The sequence below is a fragment of the Pseudomonas sp. DP-17 genome (genome assembly GCF_022380625.1).
In the GTDB taxonomy this organism is placed as follows: Bacteria; Pseudomonadota; Gammaproteobacteria; order Pseudomonadales; family Pseudomonadaceae; genus Pseudomonas; species Pseudomonas nitroreducens_A.
In genome coordinates, this window is record NZ_JAKSXG010000018.1 from 143,564 (window position 1) to 165,644 (window position 22,081).

A 22,081-nucleotide genomic window follows, 5' to 3' on the forward strand; every position below is an offset into this window, starting at 1 on the left:
TGTTTTAACTGTGCTTTCTTTTTCGGGGAGACCCGTCGATTTAATGGGCTATCGTTTCTGGATTTCCCCGGAAAGGTGGTCCTATGGCTTCTGTCGAGCGCACGGCGTACCCCATTCTTTCAAAGTCCTATTCGAGATCTGAGCTTCAGCGTGAGTTTTCCCTTTCAGTTGAGGAGCTGAAGTGGGTACGCAGTAAATCCAAGGCCCCCTTTCACCTTAACCTTGCAGTCCTGCTTAAGACCTTCCAACTGCTTCGTTACTTTCCAGATATTTCCGCCGTACCTGATCAGGTCGTGGATTTCATACGCGGCGAGTTGGGCCAGCGCAGTCAGGTCACGTTCGCGGAGTACAAATGGTTTCAGCTGTATCGGCATATGAACGCCGTACGCACACGTCTTGGAGTGAACGCGTTTTACGGATCAGCGGCAGCAGAATTTGCCCAGCAACACGCTAGCGCAATGTCGCTGCTGCTCGATCAGCGCGTGGACATCATCAACGCCGTAATCGACGAGCTGCTTCGCCGAAACTATGAGCTCCCGGCCTACTCGACACTAAATGACCTGGCTGAAGCCGCTCGCGCTGAGGCTCAGGAAAAGATTTTCAACCTTGTGGTGGCCCGGACGCCAATCGAGGTGATCCACAAGTTGAAGGAGCTGCTCGATACCGACTTCGGACGCCGGCAGAGCGACTTCAATGCACTCAAACAAGCGCCCAAGAAGCCATCTCGCAAGCACCTGGAGGTGCTGATCGACCACCTGGCCTGGCTGGAGACCTTCGGGAATCTGGATACCATTTTCGAGGGCGTTGTCGATACCAAGATCCGCCACTTCGCGACTCAAGCGGCGGCCTCCGACGTTTCGGAGCTCAAGGATTGCACGCTGCCGAAGCGCTACACGCTAATGCTGGCGTTGATCTATCGGATGCGTGTGCGAACCCGGGATCACCTGGCGGAGATGTTCATCCGGCGAATCTCCACCATCCACAAGCGGGCCAAGGAAGAACTGGAGCAAATTCAGCTCAAGCAGCGTCAGAAGCTAGAGCGCCTGGTAGCCACCTTGGAGGGGGGGCTGCAGATTTTGGCGCAGGAGCCGAGTAATGAGGAAGCTGGTAGCCTGATTCGGGAATACCTCTGCCCCGATGGCAATCTGGACCAGTTGCGTGAGAGCTGTGCCGAAGTGCAAGCCACTGGCGGCAATAATTACCTGCCGCTGATCTGGAAACACTTCAAATCCCACCGCTCGTTGCTGTTCCGACTCAGCCACCTCCTGCAACTGGAGCCCACGACGCAGGATCGCTCTCTGATCGAGGCGATGTTGCTCATCCAGGACAACGAGAACTTGCACCGCGAATGGATCGACGAGCATGTCGACTTGGCGTTTGCCTCGGAGCGCTGGACCCGAGTCGTGCGCCGCGCCGCCAGCGAGGGGCCGCCAACTAATCGCCGCTACCTGGAAGTCTGCGTCTTCTCCCACCTGGCCAGTGAACTGCGTTCCGGTGATCTTTGCGTGCTCGGGTCGGAATCGTTTGCCGACTACCGTAGGCAGTTACTCCCCTGGACGGAATGCCTGGAGCGACTGCCGGCTTACTGCGAGAAGGTCGGACTGCCCAGTACGGCTAAAGAGTTTGTCGCGTCCCTCAAGGCTCAGTTGGAGGAAACCGCGCAGCAGCTGGACGACAAGTTCCCCTCCTGCCGCGGCGACGTCTCGATCAACGACGCTGGCGAACCGGTGCTGCGTCGCGTGATGGCTCGGGATATCCCGCCCTCGGCCATCTCTTTACAGACCGCGATCGTTCAACGCATGCCGGCCCGACATGTGCTCGACATCATGGCCAACATCGAGCACTGGATTCAGTTCACCCGGCACTTTGGACCGATGTCCGGCAACGAGCCGAAACTCAAAGACCCCGCCGAACGCTACCTGATGACCATCTTCGCCCTGGGCTGCAACTTGGGGCCCAACCAGGCGGCGCGGCACTTGGCTGGGAATGTCACCCCGCACATGCTCTCCTACACCAACCGTCGGCACCTTTCATTGGAGAAACTGGACAAGGCCAATCGGGAACTGGTTGAACTCTACCTGCAACTCGACTTGCCCAAGCTCTGGGGCGACGGCAAAGCGGTGGCCGCGGACGGCACCCAGTTCGATTTCTACGACGATAACCTCCTGGCCGGTTACCATTTCCGCTACCGCAAGATGGGAGCCGTGGCCTATCGGCATGTCGCCAATAACTACATCGCAGTGTTCCAGCACTTCATTCCGCCGGGTATCTGGGAGGCGATCTATGTGATCGAGGGGCTGCTCAAGGCGGATCTCAGCGTCGAACCCGACACGGTGTACTCCGACACTCAGGGCCAGTCGGCCACGGTGTTCGCCTTCACCCACCTTCTGGGCATCAACCTGATGCCGCGCATCCGCAACTGGCGCGACCTGATCATGTGCCGACCCGATCGCGGCGTCTCCTATAAGCACATCAATCGCCTGTTCACCGACACCGCCGACTGGCAACTGATAGAAACCCATTGGCAGGACCTGATGCAGGTGGCACTGTCGATCCAGGCCGGCAAGATTTCCTCGCCGATGCTGCTGCGCAAGCTCGGTTCGTACAGCCGGCGCAATAAGCTCTACCATGCGGCGCAGGCACTGGGCAGCGTTGTGCGGACGATATTCCTGCTCAACTGGATCGGTAGCCGTGAGCTGCGCCAGGAAGTCACGGCCAACACCAACAAGATCGAGTCCTACAACGGTTTCTCCAAGTGGTTGTCCTTCGGTGGCGACGTGATTGCCGAGAATGATCCCGACGAGCAACAGAAGCGCTTACGCTACAACGACATGGTGGCATCCTCGGTCATCTTGCAGAACACCGTGGACATGATGCGTATCCTGCAGAAACTGGCGCGGGACGGCTGGCAATTCACCGATGACGATGTGTCCTTCCTCAGCCCTTACCTGACCAGCAACGTCAAGCGCTTCGGTGAGTTCAACCTCAAGCTGAACCGCCCGCCGGAACCCTGGATCAAGGACTCGGTCTTCCAGCAGGCGGCCGGTTCGCTGCGGGTCGGTACGCCCAGCCAGACTTCGACGGAGGAAACCCCATGATCGAGATCCCGCCCGCGTCGTTTCGTGTCACGCCCTATGGCGAGGTGGATGCAACCGCACTGGGGCAGGTCAGGGACGGCTTCGACACGTCCCGGCTCCTGGGCCTGGTGGACGGTTTGGATGCCTGTCTCGCTGACATGGGCGGTGTCATCGCATTGCGCGATGAGCTGCTGAGGCTTCACGCGATGACGTTGACCCTTGTCGAGGGTGCCGCCCCGGCAGTGCCCACTGAGGGTGCCTGTATCTGGGCTGAAGCGGAATCCGTGCAACTGGACCTTGAGGCGCTGGCCGCATGGGTTCGCTCTGCGCAGGCCTGCCTCACGCCCTTGGTCAATTTAGTTCCCTACCACTAGCAGTAGCCCAGCCATGTTTGCGAGCAAGTCGAGCACGAACCAGACCCGGCTTGCGTGCTAGGGAGGACTAGCCGCCGAAAACCTTCTTGCGTTGAGTCGTCCGCTCACCGCGCTCAGTCTCGTAGGCCTTTCGGCGTGCCGTCGCACGGTCAACCAGGTCAATGACCAGGGTGATGTCCTGGAGCAGGTCCTCGCGCGGCGGCAGCGGGAGTTGGCGCTCCCCGGGAGTGTCGTGGGCGTCGGTCACCTCGCAGGCGCGCGCATAGGTTGCCTGCAGGGCCTCCCACTCGTCCTGAGGGTGCCCCACCACGGCACCGAATGAATCGACGCTGACGACATCGCTAAACGGCTGGACTGTGTTGTTCAGGAAAACCTCACGAATCGCTCGCTCGATCGTCCCTCTCAGTCTGGTGTAGCCATCTGAGATCTGGCGCTCGATCTCCTCCGCTGGATACTCACTTAGATTGGCGTTCAGCGCCTTTGTGCGTGCCCGCAGATCATTCAAGCGGGCCTTGGTGTCCATCGTGGCCCAGGTCAGCCCATCGCTTACTAGCCCTGGCGCTTCATCCCAACTGATGGTTTTGTAACTGGCGGTTCGTTCAGCCTGCTGGAGCGCCATGCCGAATTCGGTCAGGAACACGGCGTCGTGGGTGAACACCAGGACCTGGCGCGTAGCTGCCATCGCGACCAAGCGCCGTGCAATGGCCCGACGGTAAACTTGGTCCAGTGAGGTGGAGGGGTCATCGAAAACGACGGTGGACTTATGAGCCTGCGATTCGAGCTCGGCGAGGAACATGGCCAATCCCCTGGCCCGTTGTTCACCCTCGGAAAGCACCTTCGAGACCTTCAGGGCAATGTCGCTGAGCCGAAGCGTGACCTTGGTCAGGCCGAGTTCCGTGCGACCGGTCAGTTCGGCTTGGACCCGGCGCCGATAGCCCAGGGCTTTGAGCTCGGCATTCATAGCGGTCGCCAGTGCATCGGTTACATGCGCCGTGGCGAGTGTTGTCAGCTTGCGCGAAACTACCTGTGGGTTAAGGGCGGTATGGCATCGACTCAGCTTCTGGTGAGTCCGGCTGTCCTGAACAAAGCGCTCCACCGCGGCGTGGTGTCCAGTAAGACGCTGCCGCGCCTCCAGCTCCGCCCGTTCGTTTACCAGTGCCTGACGTACTGCAGGATCGGCCGACGTACGTAAGGTGTTGGCGTCGGCGCCGCAGCGCTGTGGCGTTGGCAGCGAAAGACTGATCCAGGTTGGTCTCAGGAGGTAGTGCCTCGACAGCGGCGGGCCAATTGCCGGACTCCAACACCTGAGTCACCCAGGCATGCCGCGCTGCCCACACCGATGTCGCTTGCGTTATCGCTGCATGCAGCTCGGACAGGCGCTCACCCACGTCAGCAAGCGTCGGTTCGTCCAGCACACTGAGATCAACTGCTTTCACTCTACCGAGGGCCTCCAGCCGCGCGTTGTTCGCAGCCTGGGCTTCGGCCGTTGCGCTATCCGCGACGAAGGCCGCAAATCGACGCATGCGCTCGGCGGCATCGGCCGCATAGGGTTGCTGGCAGAGCACGCAGTGCGCGTCCGCATCGAGGTGCGGAAATGGGTGATCAGGGTACGCGGACTGCTGTGAGAAAGCCTCGGCGGCGCGGTAGAGGGTTTGCCACAGTGCATTCCCCGTTCCCTCCAGCAAGGGGGCGGCGGGCGCGGACACTTGCGAAGCTGGTTCTCCAGGCTGCGCGGCGGTGCCGTGAAGCCTGGCTTGCGCCAGGGTCATGGCGAAGTTCGCCGCTTTCTCGGCGTCGAGCAGCTCTTTCGCTCGCGTGATGGCCCGATCGTTCACCCAGCGTTGGGCAGCCTCCGCCCGTTGCTGTGCTTGATCCAAGCGAGTGGCCAGGCGCTCCAGGGCCAGCGCCTTGGGCCCAGGATCAGTGTCTAGCATCGTCTGGTTGAGAAACGTCAGCCGCTGTGCGTCCGCTTCGCTGACCGTACCCAGCCGAGCGAGCGCGCTCAGGTCGGAACTTTCTCCCAGGTTGGCAATGAAACGGCCAACCTCGGTGTCGCCCTTCAAGGGCTCAAATTGCCGGGCGTCCAGCGCAAGCGCGCTACGCTCAGTATTGATTCGGGCCTGGAGGTCGCGCTGTAGAGCGACCAGACGGGTCAGATGTGGCAACCCGTAGGGTTGAAAGGCAGGAACGCCTTCGGCATCGATGTAGTCGTTGGCACAGGCAACGTCGTACACCGAGACAGAACTCAGGTGAGGATGAGCTGGACTATTTTGGACCCAGCGTGCCGTATCCGGCTCCCCGTCCACCAGAATGGCAAAGTCTGCAGAAGGTGGCCTAGGCGCCGGATCAAACGCATTAGGCAGAACTTCTACCCGATGCCGGGCCTTGCATGCATTCTTCAGGACACGGGCATAGCCAGATTTGCCGGCACCATTGTGACCAAACAAGATGGTCATGCCCTCCGGCGCCAAATCAAAGGCGCGGCCGGATGGCAAGCCGTTGACCTGATCGAGGCCGGATAGCCCACCAACCTTACCGTGGCGCCACTGCCGGTACCTGGGACGTCGTCCACAGTGAACGGTCTCCACTCTGGGGAACGGTGCCATCTCCTTCCTGCTCGTGAACCAGTTGCAAGATGGCATCCACGTCAGCCTGAGGAAGCTCTGGTCGCGCAAAGATGCGACGCAGTGCCTCTTGCTGCCAAGGTCTCAACCCGCCCGCCCACCCTGCTGCTGGACCGCGAGGGTCGAGAACTCGGCCGTAAAGCCGGTGCGGCCGAGTGGGACAGCCCGAAGGTCATTGAGTTTGTGCAGGAAGTGATAGCTACCACACCGAGGAAATAGTCCGCGATGAGCCGTAGCGATATTGGCATCCTCAGCGCGTTTGCCGCGGGCATGATCTCGTTCCTGTCGCCCTGTGTGCTGCCCTTGGTACCCGGCTATATGTCCTTCATCGCCGGTCGCTCGGTGGACGAACTGCAGATTCTGGAAAGCCGCCGGGAACGGCTTGTGGTGATCGGCATGAGCTTGAGTTTCGTGCTGGGCTTTTCCACCATCTTTATCGCGCTGGGGGCCAGCGCCACTGCCATCAGCCGGCTGCTGATCGCCTATCGGCAGGAAACCAACCTGGTTGGCGGCATCATCGTGATTGCCTTCGGCCTGTTCATCACCGGTCTGATCAACCCGCGTTGGCTGAATATGGACGTGCGCTTCGTCCACCAGCTCAAGTCCAGCGGAGGACCGCTGGCGGCCTATGTATTGGGAATCGCTTTCGCCTTCGGCTGGACGCCTTGTATCAGCCCGATCCTGGGCAGCATCCTGACGCTGAGTGCCGCCACTGGCAGTACCGGCGCCAGTGGTGTTGCACTGCTGTCTATCTACTCGCTCGGCCTGGGGCTCCCATTCCTGCTGACGGCCTTGTTCACCAACCACTTCCTTGCCCACCTGAAACGCCTTCGCCGTTGGAGTCGGGTCATTCACATAGGGGCTGGCGTCATCCTGATTCTCATGGGGCGGCCATGGTCACGGGCCAGTTGACCGACTTTGCCTGGTGGCTGCTGGAGGTGTTTCCCATCCTCGGCAGGATCGGCTAGCTAGCGGTACTCCCCTAGAACATGTGCGCATTCGATCACTCAGTATCGAGCCTGGTAGAGATCGTTGACCGCGATCAACAAACTACTTCGCGATTGGCGCTTAGCTTGAGCATCGGTTTAGGCCTGTCTGGCTCAATACCATGTCCTTCGTTGGAGACACCACGATGATCGCTAAGCGGTTTACCTCTCTGGCCTTAGGTATATCCCTTGCTGCACACCTGAGCCTTGCCCTGGCAAACCCGACTGGCAGCGTCTACACCGCCAACGAGCGGGCGGCGTCCATTAGCCAGATAAACCTCGATACAGGCGTGATCAGCACGGTCGCCTTACCCATCTCCCCGCACAACGTGCAGGTTTCCCCCGATGGCAGCTTGCTTTTGGTCGTTGGGATATCCGGACATGCCGGACATTCGAGTGGTGAAAAGGCCAGTGGACAGTTGCTGGTATTCAGTACCGCCGCGCTGGATAGACCGCAGTTCAGCCTACCGGCAGGCGATCACCCGGCTCATGTGGTCACCGACTCAACTGGGCAGCGCGCCTTTGTTACCGATTCCGCCGCCAACCGGGTGCGGGTCTTCGACCTGAAACAGCGGGTCGAACTAACTGGCATTCCGACTGGGCGCTATCCCCATGGGCTGCGCTTGAGCCCAGATGGCCAAACGCTCTACGTCGCCAATATGCGGAGCGACAGCGTCTCGCTTATCGATGTCACCACGCTCAAGGAGACCGCGCAAATTCCAGTGGGTAAAGGTCCTGTGCAGGTAGGCTTTGCCCCCAACGGAAGCCTGGCGTTCGTGTCGCTCAGTGCCGCGAACCAGCTTGGCATCATCGACACAGCCGGACGCAAGGTGATCGGCAAGGTTGATGTGGGCCGTACCCCGATCCAGATGATGGCCACCGTTGACGGCCGCCAGGTCTATGTCGCGAACCAAGGCAGTGGCCAGAATCCGGACGATCGAGTCTCCATCGTCGATCCCCAAACACGCAGCAGCATTGGCACCTTGACCACCGGCAAGGGCGCCCATGGTGTGGCCATCAGCACAGATGGCGCTTATGTGTTTGTCAGCAATATCGAAGCGGGCACCGTATCCGTAATTGATACGAACAGCCGCAAGGTCATTGGCACGCACAAGGTCGGCGCTGGCCCGAACGGGATCAGCTACAAGCCGCCGAAGGCCAACTAGCCCTTCGATATGCCGTAGGGAGTGGCACCAAAACCAAGTCTTGAGGCATGGATGGGGTCACTTGAACGAAGTTCGAGCGACCTGACGACGACTCAACCGATAGCCGTGTTGCTGAGGCCACCACACAAATTTTCGAGCATGGTTAAGGAGATGATGATGTCTAACGTTCGCAATGTGCTGATCGGACTCTGCCTGGCTGCCGCGTCTCTGGGGGCCATGGCGCAAAACACCGATGAACACTCGGCGCATCACCCGGCCGATACTGCTGGTTCAGAGGTCACCGAAAAGATCCCCCCTGCCCAGCAAATGGACAAAGGGCAGATGGCGGCGATGGACCAGCACATGAAGGCCATGCAAGCCATGCACGAAAAGATGGCTGCAGCAAAAACACCACAAGAGCGTCAGGCGCTGATGGCCGACCATATGGCGCTGATGAAGGACGGCATGGCCATGATGAAGTCCATGGGGGATGGAATGTCGGGTATGGGGGGAATGCAAGGCGGCAAGGATATGGACGGTGATATGGCCGCACGTCAGCAGATGATGGAAAAGCGCATGGACATGATGGAATCCATGATGCAGATGATGATGGACCGTATGCCCTCCACGCCGTCGAAGTAGCACTTCACCATTTCGAGGAGGCGCTATGAACCATCATTCCGATGAACACAGCTCGCCAACCAGCTTCTGGCGTTCCCGCTACGCAATCGGCCTTGTGGTGATCGGTGGAGTCGCCGGCTATTTCTTGCTGACCGAGCACCTGGTCCATGTGGTCGGCGCCCTGCCGTATCTGCTGTTACTCGCCTGTCCACTGATGCATGTCTTCATGCACCGCGGGCACGGGGGGCACCATCACTCAGGCCAGAGCAAATCGGCCCCCTCTGGGAAGTCCGATACCCGTAATCCAGGAGACCCATCATGAACCATGGTGAAACCGCATATGGTCTCTGGTCGCTGGTTTTCCTCAACTCCGCGATCTTCATCATGTTTGCTTTCAGCTTCTTCAAACCCACGACGGCCAGAGACTGGAGGAGCTTCGGTGCATTTTCCGCGTTCATCGTCGCCCTGTTCGTGGAAATGTATGGCTTCCCGCTGACGATTTACCTGCTTTCAGGCTGGTTGCAGTCCAAGTTCCCCAACCTCGATCTGCTGTCCCACGACGCCGGGCATCTGTGGTCGACGTTGCTGGGTGATAAGGGCAATCCGCATTTCAGTGCGCTGCACATTGCCAGCTACATATTCCTGGGCTTTGGCTTCTATCTGCTTTCGGCCGCGTGGAAGGTGCTCTACCACGCGCAACGCCGACACTCTCTCGCCACAGCTGGACCCTATGCTTGGATTCGACATCCTCAGTACGTAGCTTTTGTCCTAATTCTCCTAGGCTTTTTGCTTCAGTGGCCCACTTTGCTGACGCTGGCGATGTTCCCAGTGCTGCTGGTGATGTACGGACGCTTGGCGGTTACCGAAGAGCGGGATATGCGCAAGGAGTTTGGCGTTGCCTACGACGCTTATGCCCGTGCCACACCTAGGTTCATTCCGCGCTTTCGAGCTGGGTTCCAAGCGGGTCAGGGAGGCTGAAGTATGGAGCAGCAAAGCTTCGATCTGAGCCACACAAGAGCCACGTCCGGTGTGTGAGAGTTCCATGAACGAGCAGACGAGGCCTCTGTCGGGTGCAAGGGGCCGACGCGAGCGCTAAAAATGGGCAACTTGGAGCCCTCGATCAACCTCGGCGAATGCTCTCCAAGCCTTACAGAATCGTAATTGTTAGCCCCCAGAACTGGTCTAAACTGCCCCACATGCAACGCTACCTGCGCCTGTGTCTGCTCCTGCTGTTTAGCTTTGCGCTTCCTTTCAACGGGATGGCGGGCGAGCAGTCGCCGTCGGAGCCCTGCCCGATGAAGTCCGCGAGCATGAGCAAAGTGATGGACATGGGCGTGGACTGCTGTCACGGAAATTCCGATCACGGCAAGCTGTGCAAGCCTGGCCTGGAATGCAAGACCGTCAGCATCCTGCAGGTGAGATTCCTGAAGCCTGTTTTGGACCTGGCTTTCCCCGTAGCCACGACCTCCCTCAGCGATTTCCTGCCTGAGCGGATACCATCCAGCATCTGGCATCCCCCGCGCATTTGATTCCTGCTCCCTACGGGCTGCTACGCTGCTTACGCGGCGCAGCTAATCTCCGTGCGTGCCGTACGCCGCGCAGTGAAACTTCACAGGAATCGTGATGATGAACCTCACACGCTATCGCACCGGCTGGCCGATCGCCGCCGTGCTGGCCTTTGTAATTGGCACACCCAGCCACGCCACCGACTTGACCCTCGATGAAGCCCTGCGTCTGGCCGAGGGCAACGCCCCATCGCTCGCCGCCCAGACGTACAAACTGCAAGCCGCCAGCAGTGCTGCCATCCCTGCCGGCGAACTGCCAGACCCAAAATTGATCCTTGGCGTGCAAAACTATCCCATCGACGGCCCCGGCAGCTGGAAGCTCAAGGAAGACGGCATGACCATGCAGGTGCTCGGGGTTATGCAGGAAATGCCCAACCGCGACAAGCGCCAGGCGCGCAGCGAAGTCGCCCAGGCCAGCGTCGAACGTGCAGCCGCCGACGGCCGCATCGAGCGTGTGAAGGTTCGCCAGGGCACAGCTGAAGCCTGGATCACCCGTTATTCGGTGGAGCGCAAGCAAGCGCTCTTTGGCGAGTTGTTCCGGGAGAATCGGCTCCTGGTCACCACGGTGAACGCGCAAATTGCCGGGGGACGTGCCCAGGCAGCGGATGCGGTGACCGCGAAACAAGAGGCGGCCCAACTCGCTGAGCAGGAGGACGAATTGGTTCGTCAGCAGACTGCGGCACGGGCTTCGCTGCGCCGCTGGATCGGCCCGGCCGCGGACGAGCCTTTGGTCGGCGAACTGCCAGTCTGGCCGATTGCGGCCTCGGAATATGCCGGCAAGCTGGAGCGCAATCCTGAGCTGGCGGCTTATGCGCACATCACCGGCGAGGCGGAAGCCAAAGTGCGAGAGGCAGAGGCGGAGAAGAAGCCCGACTGGAGCTGGGAGGTCGACTACCAACGCCGGGCCCGTGAGTTTGGCGACATGGTGAGCGTGGAGTTCACCTTCGACCTACCGCTGTTTCCAGGGTCCCGGCAGAACCCCACGATCGCCGCCCGCCGTGCCGAGCTCAACCAACTGGAGGCCGAGCGCGAAGCTCGTACGCGGGAAAGCGCCCAGCAGCTGGAAGCGGACCTTGCTGAATACGAGCGCCTGAACCGCTCGGTCCGTCGCAGCCAGGACAGCCTGCTGCCGCTGGCGAAAGAGAAGGTTGACCTGACCACGGCCAGCTACCGCGCTGGCACGGGTGACCTGTCTTCCGTTATTGCGGCGCGCCGCGAGCTGATTGAGGCACGTCTGAATCACATCGACGTCGAGGGACAGCTTGCCCTGACCGGCGCCAGGCTCCACTTCACCTACGGGGAGAGTCACCAATGAGCGCACAATTCTGGAAAGGTGCGCTGCTGAGCGGCCTCTCGATCGCCCTGGGGTTAGCAGGCGGTTACTGGTACGCCTTCTCCGGCATGGACGACGCTTCCAACGCGACAGCCGAGCACGCCACTTCCGCTCAGGAGGGACGCAAGGTGCTGTATTGGTACGACCCCATGAACCCGCAGCAGAAGTTCGACAAGCCGGGTCGGTCGCCCTTCATGGACATGGAGCTGATGGCCAAGTATGCCGACGAAGCTGCCGACAGCACCGCCATTAGCATCGACCCCAGTCTGACGCAGAACCTGGGCCTGCGATTGGCCACCGTCACTCGCGGCTCCCTCGCCAATAGCTTGGATGTGGTCGGTGTGCTGGCCCTCAACGAACGTGAGGTTGCGGTGGTCCAGGCACGTGCTGGCGGCTTCGTCGAGCGGGTCTACGCCCGGGCGCCAGGGGATGTGCTCAAGGTCGGGGCGCCGCTGGTGGACCTACTGATCCCGGACTGGGCCGCAGCCCAGGAAGAGTTCCTTGCGCTGAAACACAGCGGCGATGCCGCCCTGTTGGCAGCAGCACGTCAGCGCCTGCAACTCCTGGGCATGCCGGCGGCACTGATCAGCCAGGTCGAACGCAGCGGCAAGTCCCGACCGATTCTGACGTTGAGCAGTCCGATTAGTGGTGTCATCCAGGAACTGGACGTGCGCACCGGCATGACGGTGGCGGCCGGCACCAATCTGGCCCGGATCAACGGTCTGAGCAGCGTCTGGCTGAGCCTTGCTGTCCCAGAATCAGAAGCTGGCTCGATTGCGCAAGGCCAGGCGGTCGAAGCACGCCTGCCTGCCTTTCCTGGCGAAGTGCTCGCCGGGACAGTCGATGCGATTCTGCCGGAAACCAACCCGGACAGTCGCACACTGCGGGTACGGGTCGAATTGCCCAATCCCGATGGCCGCCTGCGCCCCGGCCTGACGGCACAGGTCCGTTTGAATCGTTCCACCGCGCAGAGTGTTCTGTGGGTATCCAGCGAAGCTGTCATGCGCACGGGCCGCCGCGCTTTGGTCATGCTCGCCGAGGACGGTGGGCGCTACCAGCCGGTGGAAGTCCGGCTGGGACCAGAGAACGCCGGTCGCATCGTGGTGACCCAAGGGCTCAAGGAAGGCCAGCAGGTGGTCGCTTCCGGGCAATTCCTGCTGGATTCCGAGGCTAGCCTCAAGGGCTTGACCGCGCCCACCGAAAGCAAGCCCAGCGCCACTGCCGCCCCCGTGCGAGACGAAGCCGAAGCGCAGGTCATGGCGTTCGACTCTGGCAGCGTTACCCTGGCCCATGGGCCATTCGAGACAGTGGGCATGCCGGGCATGACCATGGCTTACCCGCTGGCCGAGCCCACCCTGATGGTTGGCATCAAGGCTGGTGATAAGGTCCGTGTCACGGTGCGCCAGGCCGACAGTGGTCTGGTGGTCGAGCGTGTGGAGAAGCTCGGAGGCCAGCCATGATCGCCGCACTGATTCGCTGGTCGGTCGCTAACCGCTTCCTGGTCATACTGGCCACCCTGTTCGTCACCGCCTGGGGCGTCTGGTCAGTGCAGAACATGCCGATGGATGCGCTGCCCGACCTCTCTGACGTCCAGGTGATCATCCGCACACCTTATCCGGGCCAGGCGCCACAAATTGTCGAGAACCAGGTCACCTATCCGCTGGCGACCACCATGCTCTCGGTCCCGGGGGCGAAAACGGTGCGGGGCTATTCGTTCTTCGGGGACAGCTTCGTTTATGTGATTTTCGAGGATGGAACCGACTTGTACTGGGCCCGTTCCCGCGTGTTGGAGTACCTCAGCCAGATCCAGAGCCGGCTGCCGGCCACCGCGAAACCGGCGTTGGGTCCGGATGCCACTGGGGTTGGTTGGATCTTCCAGTACGCCCTGGTGGACCGCAGTGGCAGGCACGACCTGGCGCAATTGCGCGCTTTGCAGGACTGGTTCCTCAAGTTCGAACTGAAGACGCTGCCCAACGTCGCCGAGGTGGCCACCGTGGGCGGCATGGTCAAGCAATACCAGGTGGTGCTCGATCCTGTACGTCTGGCCAGCCAGGGCATCACCCAGGATGCAGTGATCGAGGCCATCCGTAAGGCCAACCAGGAAACCGGGGGGGCCGTGCTGACCATGGCTGAAGCCGAGTTCATGGTGCGCGCCACCGGCTACCTGAAATCGCTGGACGATTTCCGCGCCGTACCGCTCAAGCTCGTCAATGGCAGTGTGCCGGTCACCCTGGGCGACGTTGCAATCATTCAGCAAGGACCGGAGATGCGTCGCGGAATTACCGAGCTGGATGGCGAGGGCGAGACGGTCGGCGGCGTGGTGATCTTGCGCAGTGGCAAGAACGCTCGCGAGACTATCCGCGCGGTGAAAGCCAAGTTGGGCGACCTGCAGAAAAGCCTGCCGGCCGGCGTGGAAATCGTCACTACCTACGACCGTAGCCTGTTGATTGATCGCGCGGTGACAAACCTCAGCCACAAGCTGCTGCTGGAGTTCATCGTAGTCGCTTTGGTCTGCGCAGTGTTCCTCTGGCATCTGCGTTCTTCGCTGGTGGCGATCATCTCCCTACCGATCGGTTTGCTCATCGCCTTCATCATCATGCAGAAGCAAGGGATCAATGCCGACATCATGTCCCTAGGCGGCATCGCCATCGCCATCGGCGCCATGGTGGACGCCGCGGTGGTGATGATCGAGAACGCCCACAAGAAGATCGAGGCGTGGCATGCCAAACACCCAGGCGAGGAGCTGAAGGGCCAGCATCATTGGCAGGTAATGACCGATGCTGCCGCCGAGGTCGGGCCGGCGCTGTTCTTCTGCCTGCTGATCATCACCCTGTCCTTTATCCCGGTGTTCACCCTGGAAGCGCAGGAGGGCCGCCTTTTCGGGCCATTGGCCTTCACCAAGACCTACGCCATGGCCACAGCTGCCGGGCTGTCGGTGACCTTGGTTCCGGTGCTGATGGGCTACTGGATTCGTGGGCGCATTCCCAAAGAAGAGCAGAACCCGCTGAATCGCGGACTGATCCGAATTTACGCGCCTGCACTGGAGTGGGTGTTACGCAATCCCCAGCTGACCTTGGCGCTGGCTGTAGTGGTCTTTGTCAGCGCCCTGTGGCCGATCTCGCGGTTGGGCGGTGAGTTCCTCCCACCCCTGGACGAAGGTGACTTGCTCTACATGCCCTCGGCACTGCCGGGCCTGTCTGCACAGAAGGCCAGTCAGCTGCTGCAGGTGACCGATCGCCTGATCAAGACGGTACCGGAAGTCAAACACGTCTTTGGCAAGGCAGGCCGTGCGGAGACGGCCACCGACCCGGCGCCGTTGGAGATGTTCGAGACCACTATCCAGTTCAAACCGCGTGAAGAGTGGCGCTCTGGCATGACCCCGGAAAAGCTGGTGGAAGAGCTGGATCGGGTAGTGAAAGTGCCGGGGCTGTCCAACATCTGGGTTCCGCCGATCCGCAACCGTATCGACATGCTCGCCACCGGGATCAAAAGCCCGATTGGGGTTAAGGTCGCCGGTCCCAACCTGGCGCACATCGATGCCGTTACCCAGGCGGTGGAACAGGTCGCCAAGACAGTGCCAGGTGTCAGCTCGGCGTTGGCCGAGCGCCTTACCGGTGGCCGCTACGTCGATATCGACATCGACCGCCAGGCCGCCGCGCGCTATGGGCTAAACATCGCTGACGTCCAGTCCATCGTGGCTAGTGCCATCGGCGGCGAGAACATCGGTGAAACTATTGAAGGTTTGGCGCGCTTCCCGATCAGCGTACGCTACCCACGGGAGTGGCGGGATTCGCCAGAGGCTCTGGAGCAGCTGCCGATCTTCACTCCGCAGGGCCTGCAAATCACCCTGGGCATGGTAGCCAGGATCAAGACCACCGACGGTCCACCCATGCTGAAAAGCGAAAATGCCAGGCCCTCCGGCTGGGTGTATATCGACGTGCGTGGTCGGGATATTGCCTCGGTGGTGGCCGATCTGCGCAAGGTCGTCAGTGAACAGGTTGAGCTGAAGCCGAGGATGAGCCTCACCTACTCAGGGCAGTTCGAGTTTCTCGAACGGGCCAATGCTCGGCTCAAGCTGGTGGTGCCGGCCACACTGGTGATCATCTTCGTCCTGCTTTACCTGACCTTTGCTCGGTTCGATGAGGCCTTGCTGATCATGGTCACCTTGCCCTTCGCCCTGACCGGAGGGATGTGGTTCCTCTATGTGCTCGGCTACAACCTATCAGTGGCCACCGGCGTCGGCTTCATTGCCCTGGCCGGCGTCGCCGCCGAGTTCGGCGTGATCATGCTGCTCTATCTGAAAAATGCCTGGGCCGAACGCGAAGATGCCGGAGAGGTTACTGAGGAGGGTCTGCTCGCGGCGATTCGCGAAGGTGCCGTGCATCGTGTTCGGCCTAAGGCCATGACGGTGGCAGTGATCATCGCTGGCCTGTTACCGATCCTCTGGGGCAGCGGCACCGGCAGCGAGATCATGAGCCGCATCGCCGCGCCGATGGTTGGCGGCATGGTGACTGCACCCTTGCTTTCGTTGTTTGTCCTGCCGGCCGCCTACTGCCTGATGCGGCGCCGGCACCTCACGGCCGTAGCCACCGAGCGCCAGGGAGCAACTATAGGAAGAAAGCTCTGACTGCCATGTCTGTCGTGTTGCTGGTCCACACTGAAGCAGGGAGGCGAATTTCGGCTCAATCGAGCCGGCGTAGCAGTTGCGGTAGAACTGGCCGGCTCGATGCATAGCAGGTGATCTCGCACCAGTCATTTGCAGGCATGGACTCAGCTTGCCGAAGTTCCAGTACCAAGTGGTGGAACTGGAATTGTGTTCGCCAGCCTCCTGAGGTGCTCCTTTGGAATGGAGGCTGGCCCTTGGCGCCTGAATCAGGGGTTGTGCCGAGATAACGGAAAATTAGGACATTCGCTCTATAACCTCTTGTTTTTGCGGGCCTAATGTTCCGCTTGGTTTTTGATCAGGACCCCGCTGCGGCCAGTGGGTGGCGCAGCGGCTGGTCCATGCACCTGGTCGCGTGCCAGCTCGAGTTTGGCGGCTCGCGGACCATACCCTGTGCGGTCGATTGCTCCCAGCGCAGCTGCGCTGGAGTGTAAGCGAACGGGCATTACACCTTGTCGGCGGATATCCAGTTGTGCGGCAGTAACTCGGCCAGCGCTCTGGCCTTCTGCGTCGGCAGCCGCGTCAGCACATCCTTGAGATAGGCATACGGATCATGCCCGTTGAGGCGTGCTGACTGGATCAAGCTCATGATCGCCGCTGCCCGTTTGCCGCTGCGTAGCGACCCGGCAAACAACCAGTTCGAGCGCCCCAGGGCCCAGGGGCGGATCTGGTTCTCGATCCAGTTGTTGTCCACGGGCACAGCGCCGTCCTCGAGATATCGAGTCAGAGCCGTCCAGCGTTTCAGGCTGTAATCCAGGGCTTTGCCAGTGGCCGAACTGTTGTGCACGATATTGCGCAGGGCGACCATCCAGGCGTGCAATGCATCCATCACTGGTACCGCCTTTTCTTGCCGTATTCGGCGGCGTAAGTCCGGTTCCAGATCCTTGATTTCACCCTCGATCTCGTACAGCGCCTGCATGTAGCGCAAGGCCTGTTCAGCCAGCGTGCTCTTGTGGGTCGCATGCAGCTCGAAGAACTTGCGCCGGGCATGGGCCATGCAGCCGATTTCAGTCACGCCCAGTTCGAAGCTGGCTTTGTAACCGCCGAAATCATCGCAGACCAGTTTGCCCTTCCACTTTTGCAGGAAGTTGCGCGCATGCTCGCCAGCACGGCTGAGCATGCGATCCCGAGCCGAGCATTTGAGGTGGCAGCGGGATGAATGCTGGCTGGATAGCCGTAGTTTTCTGGGTGTGCAGCCGAATCCATTTGTGGACGAGGTTGGCATTGAGGCTGTAGCCCAAGGCGATGTTTGCGATGGAGGCACCAGGTTCAGAACACTCTTGAATGACCTGGGCCTTGAAAGATTTGCTGTAGGTACAGCGCTGAGGGTGCATGGAAAATCCGCTTGATGGGCCAGAAATGGTGTCCACTTAAATTAGGTGGACACCATGGCCTTCGGCGGTTGCGTCAGGAAGATGTGTTGGCCGGACGCATACCCTGCAGCGACGTACCTAGTGCGTATTCGAGGCGACAGTCTGCGCGATCTGGGCATCCTGGATGGGGATATCGCCGTAGTCGATCGCTCGATTGAAGCCCGGCAGGGCCAGGTGGTCGTCGCGGTGGTGCGCGGTGAGTTCACCGCCAAGGTGCTGATGTTCGAAGGCGGCATACCGGTGCTGCGCGCCGCGAACGCGGACTACCCCGATATCCGCCTCCAGCCGGAGGAAGACCTCGAAGTGTTCGGGGTGGTAACCAGCATCGTTTGCCGTGGCCTAGTTGCGGCATGACGCGCCAGGTCTTCGCTCTGGTCGACTGCAACAATTTCTATGTCTCTTGCGAGAGACTGTTCCGCCCCGACCTGCGCGGCCGGCCGGTGGTGGTGCTGAGCAACAACGATCTGAGGGGTAGTAATCATTAGTAGATCCTGTACAGTCCGCGCTTCCTTCTGAACTGCTCTGGAACAATCGTTCCAGGCCTCAAAAAGGGACTCCATTCGTAGCTGTCAACGCCGACTCAAAAGTGACCCCCTGGAGGTTTTTTTCGCCGATTGAAAAATGACCCCACTGGGTCTCTTGGTTAAGAGATTTTTCGAGTTTGGGAAGGGCCTGTACCGGCCTTGCGTTTGTCCTTGAGGCGATAGCTTTCGCCAGATATCTGCACGATGTGTGCGTGGTGAAGCAGGCGGTCTAGCATCGCCGCCGTCAGCGTTTGGTCGTTCGGGAAGGTCCCGGCCCACTGGGTGAACGGCAGGTTGCTGGTGAGGATCATGCTGCCTCGCTCGTAGCGCCGGGCGACGACGTTGAAGAACAGGTTGGCTTCGTCGCGGCCAAAAGGCAGGTACCCAATCTCGTCGATTACCAGCAGTCGAGGGCCCATCACCGCGCGGTTGTGCGTATTCGAGATATCATTCGCAACCTGTGAGCAGCACTATTCTGTTCATTACCAAATCGTCATTTTTCTCTCAGCATGCCGTTAAACAATAAGCCTTATGATGTTGTCATCCTCGGACAACATCCATGAGGCACTCCATGAAAGTCAAAAGTGTTCTTCTGATTGTCGCTCTGCTCGGCACATCCTCTATCGCCTTTGCTGAGGGTGGCGGTGACATTACCTTCGCCCGCATGGAGCAGGCTCGTCAGCAGGCAATGAAAGCTGCGCAGCAAGCACCAACTCAGGTCGAAACCCCAAAGAACTGAGCGAAATCCCCCTACGGAATAGGTACAGCGGCTAGTTTTTTATCAGGTCGAGTACTCCTCCGTCATTGCACGCCGAGCGGTCGCGATCCGGCAGGGGAGTGGCCGTGTTGCTATTGTTCGATCACGCTAATCAAGCCTCCTAGAGTCCCGACGTAGGAGGGACGTTTCATTAGTGTAGGTCGCCCGCCATGCTCTGGTCAGCCCTTGTCTCATATCGTGTTGAAAACTCGAAAGGAGACAAGCGATGAGCAAATCGAACCTTTCAAAGCGATCTGAATCACTGCCATAATTCTGCCGAGACAGGCATTTTCTACCTATGCCGAAGCGGTTAAAACACTCAACTATCTGGCCGTTAGTCAATATGTGGAGACGCCAGGAAAGGCCATTCCTGAGGTGGAGGATTATCGTTTTGAAATGAAGATAGATGTGGCCAAGGTCATTCATTTGCCTCCCCCAAAAAAACGGCACCTCCAAGCTGATGATCTATGGGGGCAGCACGGGAGAGCTCAAGTCTCCAGCACTGGAAAGAAAAAGGGCTGGAGAAAATCAGCCGCTGCGGGGGGACATTGCGACTGTCATTTATACCTTCAGCCCATTACCGAAGCGGTGAAAGATCAGTGAAAATTTCGACATATTTATTCCTGGCACGACCGTTTGCAGGCACGAAATACGTGGGGAGAATCTGGTTTCACTTTGAAGGTTTCTATCCAAGCGGCCAGCTATCGAAAGTGGCGGTGCTCAGCTTTGGAGGTAACTGAGCCGCATCCGACTCGGTCTAGCAAAAACGAAGTCGTTTGCTTGATCCACCAACGAATCGGACAGAGTGTTTTTAGAGGGCAGAAATCCAAGCATACTTGGGGCACGACTTGAAAGAACTCTTTCAGCTAGGCTGGATTTCAGCGATGAACTGGGAAGACGAGATGGAAGGTGGTGACTCGGTCCAAGGCAACTTCGACGTTAGCAGTGCCGTGGTGCAACATCATTATGGAACGCACTATGGCAAGGCCGAGACCGATTCCACCTTCACTGCGAGCACGGCTCTTGTCAACTCGGTAGAAGCGTTCGAAAAGGTGGGGTAGGTGTTCAGCAGGAATTCCCTTTCCAGGATTGCTGATGCTCAAACGAATTCTCGGACCGTATGCGCCAATACGAATTATCACTGCTGAACCCGAAGGGCAATAGCGAATGGCATTGGATAGGAGATTGGAGATCGCCCGCTGGATCATCAGACGATTACCGTTAACTATGCCTCCGCCCTCAATCAGTAGTCTAACGCCGAACTCTTCGGCGGAAAGGCTGAAAAGATCGCTTACCCGTTCAGCCTCGTCCCGCAGGCTCACTCGTTCGAAATGCACTAGTTCCAGTGGATGGCTGACATGGGCGAGAAACAGCATGTCGGCGACGATGCGCGTCAGACGGTCAAGCTCTTCGGTGCAACATTCGAGCACCTCTCGATATTCTTCAGAAGAGCGAGTGCGCGTCAGCACAACTTGTGCCTTTCCCATCAGATTGGTGATCGGAGCGCGCAGTTCATGGGCGAGATCATCAGAGAACTGTGACAACTGCTGCACACCACTGTCCAGCCGATTGAGCATGAGGTTGATGCCTTCGGCGAGGTTGTGCAGTTCAACAGGCAAATGATCAGTAGGCAGGCGATGTTCGAGACTCTCGGTCGAGACTTTCGAGGCAACACGCAAAAAACTATTCAGCGGCTTGAGTCCCTGCTTAACCGTCCACCAAGCAAGAAGAAGGATCAGTAGCACTACGGAGGGATAGGCAAGTAGCCCCGTGCGAAAAATCGATCTGAGTAGCTCTTGGTCCGACGTTCTGTCGATCGTCAGATACGCAACCACCGGGCTGCCATCCTTGATTTTCAGTGCCTGCGCAACGCTCAGCATCGGGCGACCAAGTTTGTCTCGCCATTCGTAGAAATTTAGGTCTCGCCCAAGATCCAGCAACGGAGGATTGAAATCGATCTTCATGGTGCCGATGGCCAACAGGCTTTTTTTGCTATCAGACGGCGTGTAGATGTTGAGGGACATATTGGTATGTCCCAACGCAAAATCCATCAGGATGTGAGGTTCATTGTGAATTTCGGCGATTTCATTAATCTCTGAAATGCTATGGGCAACGCTGACCATTTTCGCGCCGAGCGTTGTCCTCACAGAATGCTCCAACCCTTGCGCGAGTAGGAAGTAGTATGCCACCCACAGAGCGGCGACCAGTATGGCTGTCATCAGGCTCACATTGACACCTAGCCGAGTGGCGAGACTCATGTACGGTCCTCGAGTACATAGCCGACGCCTCGTATGGTATGGATTAGCTTCGATTCGAAGGGGTCATCGACCTTCGCACGGAGCCTGCGAATGGATACGTCGATGACGTTGGTATCGCAGTCGAAGTTCATGTCCCAAACTAGAGAAATAATTTGCGTCCGGCTGAGAACTTCGCCAGCCCGGCTCATCAGTAATTGCAGAAGAGCGAACTCCTTGGTGGTCAGCTCTATCCGATGGTCACCTCGAAATGCACGATGTCGACCTGGATCCAGCTCAAGGTCGGCAACCCTTAATGTCGGACCTGCTACCAGCGTATCGCCCCGACGCATCAGGGCCCGTACGCGAGCCAGAAGTTCGGGAAATTCGAATGGTTTGCTCAGGTAGTCATCCGCGCCGGCGTCCAAGCCCTTGATTCGATCGTTCAGGCGACTGCGCCCGGTGAGCATAAGGATGCGAACACGGCTAATTTTGCGGATGCATTCAAGCACTCCCCAACCGTCGATATTGGGAATATTTACATCGAGCAAAATCAGTTCGTAATTGTTATGGCCAAACAAATGCAAAGCATCTACGCCATTCGAGGCGCAATCGACGATATATCCGCTTTCAGTGAGCCCCTGTTTAATATAGGATGCAGTTTTGTCTTCATCTTCGACAACAAGTACTCGCATGAGAGACACTCTAAAACGTTAAGGGCTGGAGCGCGAGGCTGATCGAAACTTTGATGCCAGGTGCGTAGTGTCATTTTCAATGACTGGTCGCATTCGGATATGGCAGACGA

Annotated in this window: 18 protein-coding genes and 3 pseudogenes; 14 read left to right on the forward strand and 7 right to left on the reverse strand. The window is 59.2% G+C overall.

The features are described from left to right. Positions 1–83 precede the first annotated feature (83 nt). Both MJ122_RS27785 and tnpC read left to right on the forward strand, forming a co-directional pair. Positions 84–3,098, forward strand: coding sequence for a Tn3 family transposase (locus MJ122_RS27785; protein ID WP_239746936.1), 3,015 nt, complete (start codon positions 84–86; stop codon positions 3,096–3,098). After that, the gene (gene tnpC / locus MJ122_RS27790) at positions 3,095–3,451 is read left to right on the forward strand and encodes a Tn3 family transposase post-transcriptional regulator TnpC (RefSeq protein WP_239746937.1); all 357 of its coding nucleotides are present in this window, start codon (positions 3,095–3,097) and stop codon (positions 3,449–3,451) included. The genes MJ122_RS27785 and tnpC overlap by 4 nt, the downstream gene beginning before the upstream one ends. A 67-nt stretch (positions 3,452–3,518) precedes the next feature. Here the strand turns inward: tnpC and MJ122_RS27795 are convergent, their stop codons facing one another. Both MJ122_RS27795 and MJ122_RS27800 read right to left on the reverse strand, forming a co-directional pair. Continuing rightward, positions 3,519–4,412 carry a hypothetical protein gene (locus MJ122_RS27795; RefSeq protein ID WP_239746938.1) on the reverse strand — a complete coding sequence of 298 codons (894 nt, stop codon included), beginning with the start codon at positions 4,410–4,412 and terminating at the stop codon, positions 3,519–3,521. Between the two features lie 70 nt (positions 4,413–4,482). Continuing rightward, complete coding sequence (locus MJ122_RS27800; protein ID WP_239746939.1) at positions 4,483–5,685, reverse strand: hypothetical protein; 1,203 nt, start codon at positions 5,683–5,685, stop codon at positions 4,483–4,485. 615 nt (positions 5,686–6,300) lie between these two features. On the opposite strand from MJ122_RS27800, the gene MJ122_RS27805 reads away from it, so the two are divergent. The 9 genes from MJ122_RS27805 to MJ122_RS27845 all read left to right on the forward strand — a co-directional run bounded on the left by MJ122_RS27805 (position 6,301) and on the right by MJ122_RS27845 (position 16,352). Then, complete coding sequence (locus MJ122_RS27805) at positions 6,301–6,987, forward strand: cytochrome c biogenesis protein CcdA (RefSeq protein WP_275590855.1); 687 nt, start codon at positions 6,301–6,303, stop codon at positions 6,985–6,987. Positions 6,988–7,207: 220 nt separating this feature from the next. After that, positions 7,208–8,227 carry a beta-propeller fold lactonase family protein gene (locus MJ122_RS27810; protein ID WP_239746940.1) on the forward strand — a complete coding sequence of 340 codons (1,020 nt, stop codon included), beginning with the start codon at positions 7,208–7,210 and terminating at the stop codon, positions 8,225–8,227. A 156-nt stretch (positions 8,228–8,383) separates the two neighbouring features. Continuing rightward, complete coding sequence (locus MJ122_RS27815; RefSeq protein ID WP_239746941.1) at positions 8,384–8,848, forward strand: hypothetical protein; 465 nt, start codon at positions 8,384–8,386, stop codon at positions 8,846–8,848. Between the two features lie 25 nt (positions 8,849–8,873). Beyond that, on the forward strand, positions 8,874–9,149 hold the full coding sequence (locus MJ122_RS27820) for a DUF2933 domain-containing protein (protein ID WP_239746942.1): 276 nt from the start codon (positions 8,874–8,876) through the stop codon (positions 9,147–9,149). Next, entirely contained in the window at positions 9,146–9,805 is a 660-nt protein-coding gene (locus MJ122_RS27825) for an isoprenylcysteine carboxylmethyltransferase family protein (protein WP_239746943.1), read from the forward strand. Before MJ122_RS27820 ends, MJ122_RS27825 begins: the two co-directional genes overlap by 4 nt. 218 nt (positions 9,806–10,023) lie before the next feature. Next, the gene (locus MJ122_RS27830) at positions 10,024–10,356 is read left to right on the forward strand and encodes a hypothetical protein (protein WP_239746944.1); all 333 of its coding nucleotides are present in this window, start codon (positions 10,024–10,026) and stop codon (positions 10,354–10,356) included. A 97-nt stretch (positions 10,357–10,453) separates the two neighbouring features. Then, positions 10,454–11,707, forward strand: a complete 1,254-nt coding sequence (locus tag MJ122_RS27835) for a TolC family protein (protein WP_239746965.1) — start codon at positions 10,454–10,456, stop codon at positions 11,705–11,707. Next, positions 11,704–13,185: an efflux RND transporter periplasmic adaptor subunit gene (locus MJ122_RS27840; protein WP_239746945.1), complete on the forward strand. Its 1,482-nt coding sequence runs from the start codon at positions 11,704–11,706 to the stop codon at positions 13,183–13,185. The genes MJ122_RS27835 and MJ122_RS27840 overlap by 4 nt, the downstream gene beginning before the upstream one ends. After that, positions 13,182–16,352, forward strand: a complete 3,171-nt coding sequence (locus tag MJ122_RS27845) for an efflux RND transporter permease subunit (RefSeq protein ID WP_239746946.1) — start codon at positions 13,182–13,184, stop codon at positions 16,350–16,352. The genes MJ122_RS27840 and MJ122_RS27845 overlap by 4 nt, the downstream gene beginning before the upstream one ends. Before the next feature lie 481 nt (positions 16,353–16,833). On the opposite strand, the pseudogene MJ122_RS27850 reads toward MJ122_RS27845, so the two are convergent. Together MJ122_RS27850 and MJ122_RS27855 are read right to left on the reverse strand one after the other, a co-directional pair. Continuing rightward, a pseudogene (locus tag MJ122_RS27850) lies at positions 16,834–17,502 on the reverse strand (IS66 family transposase); the annotation flags it as partial. Further along, positions 17,438–17,722, reverse strand: a complete 285-nt coding sequence (locus tag MJ122_RS27855; RefSeq protein WP_239746947.1) for a transposase — start codon at positions 17,720–17,722, stop codon at positions 17,438–17,440. The pseudogene MJ122_RS27850 and the gene MJ122_RS27855, both read right to left, overlap by 65 nt. A 54-nt stretch (positions 17,723–17,776) precedes the next feature. Here MJ122_RS27855 and MJ122_RS27860 point away from each other — a divergent pair, with 54 nt between their 5' ends. Both MJ122_RS27860 and MJ122_RS27865 read left to right on the forward strand, forming a co-directional pair. Then, positions 17,777–18,115 carry a S24 family peptidase gene (locus MJ122_RS27860; RefSeq protein ID WP_239746948.1) on the forward strand — a complete coding sequence of 113 codons (339 nt, stop codon included), beginning with the start codon at positions 17,777–17,779 and terminating at the stop codon, positions 18,113–18,115. After that, a pseudogene (locus MJ122_RS27865) lies at positions 18,112–18,225 on the forward strand (hypothetical protein); the annotation flags it as partial. The gene MJ122_RS27860 and the pseudogene MJ122_RS27865, both read left to right, overlap by 4 nt. Positions 18,226–18,404: 179 nt before the next feature. Here MJ122_RS27865 and MJ122_RS27870 read toward each other — a convergent pair. Further along, a pseudogene (locus MJ122_RS27870) lies at positions 18,405–18,716 on the reverse strand (ATP-binding protein); the annotation flags it as partial. Positions 18,717–18,856: 140 nt separating this feature from the next. On the opposite strand from MJ122_RS27870, the gene MJ122_RS27875 reads away from it, so the two are divergent. Beyond that, entirely contained in the window at positions 18,857–19,024 is a 168-nt protein-coding gene (locus tag MJ122_RS27875) for a co-regulatory protein PtrA N-terminal domain-containing protein (protein ID WP_239746949.1), read from the forward strand. An 896-nt stretch (positions 19,025–19,920) separates the two neighbouring features. Here the strand turns inward: MJ122_RS27875 and MJ122_RS27880 are convergent. Next, on the reverse strand, positions 19,921–21,300 hold the full coding sequence (locus MJ122_RS27880; protein ID WP_239746950.1) for a heavy metal sensor histidine kinase: 1,380 nt from the start codon (positions 21,298–21,300) through the stop codon (positions 19,921–19,923). Then, positions 21,297–21,971, reverse strand: a complete 675-nt coding sequence (locus MJ122_RS27885) for a heavy metal response regulator transcription factor (RefSeq protein ID WP_239746951.1) — start codon at positions 21,969–21,971, stop codon at positions 21,297–21,299. The genes MJ122_RS27880 and MJ122_RS27885 overlap by 4 nt, the downstream gene beginning before the upstream one ends. Positions 21,972–22,081: the final 110 nt, after the last annotated feature.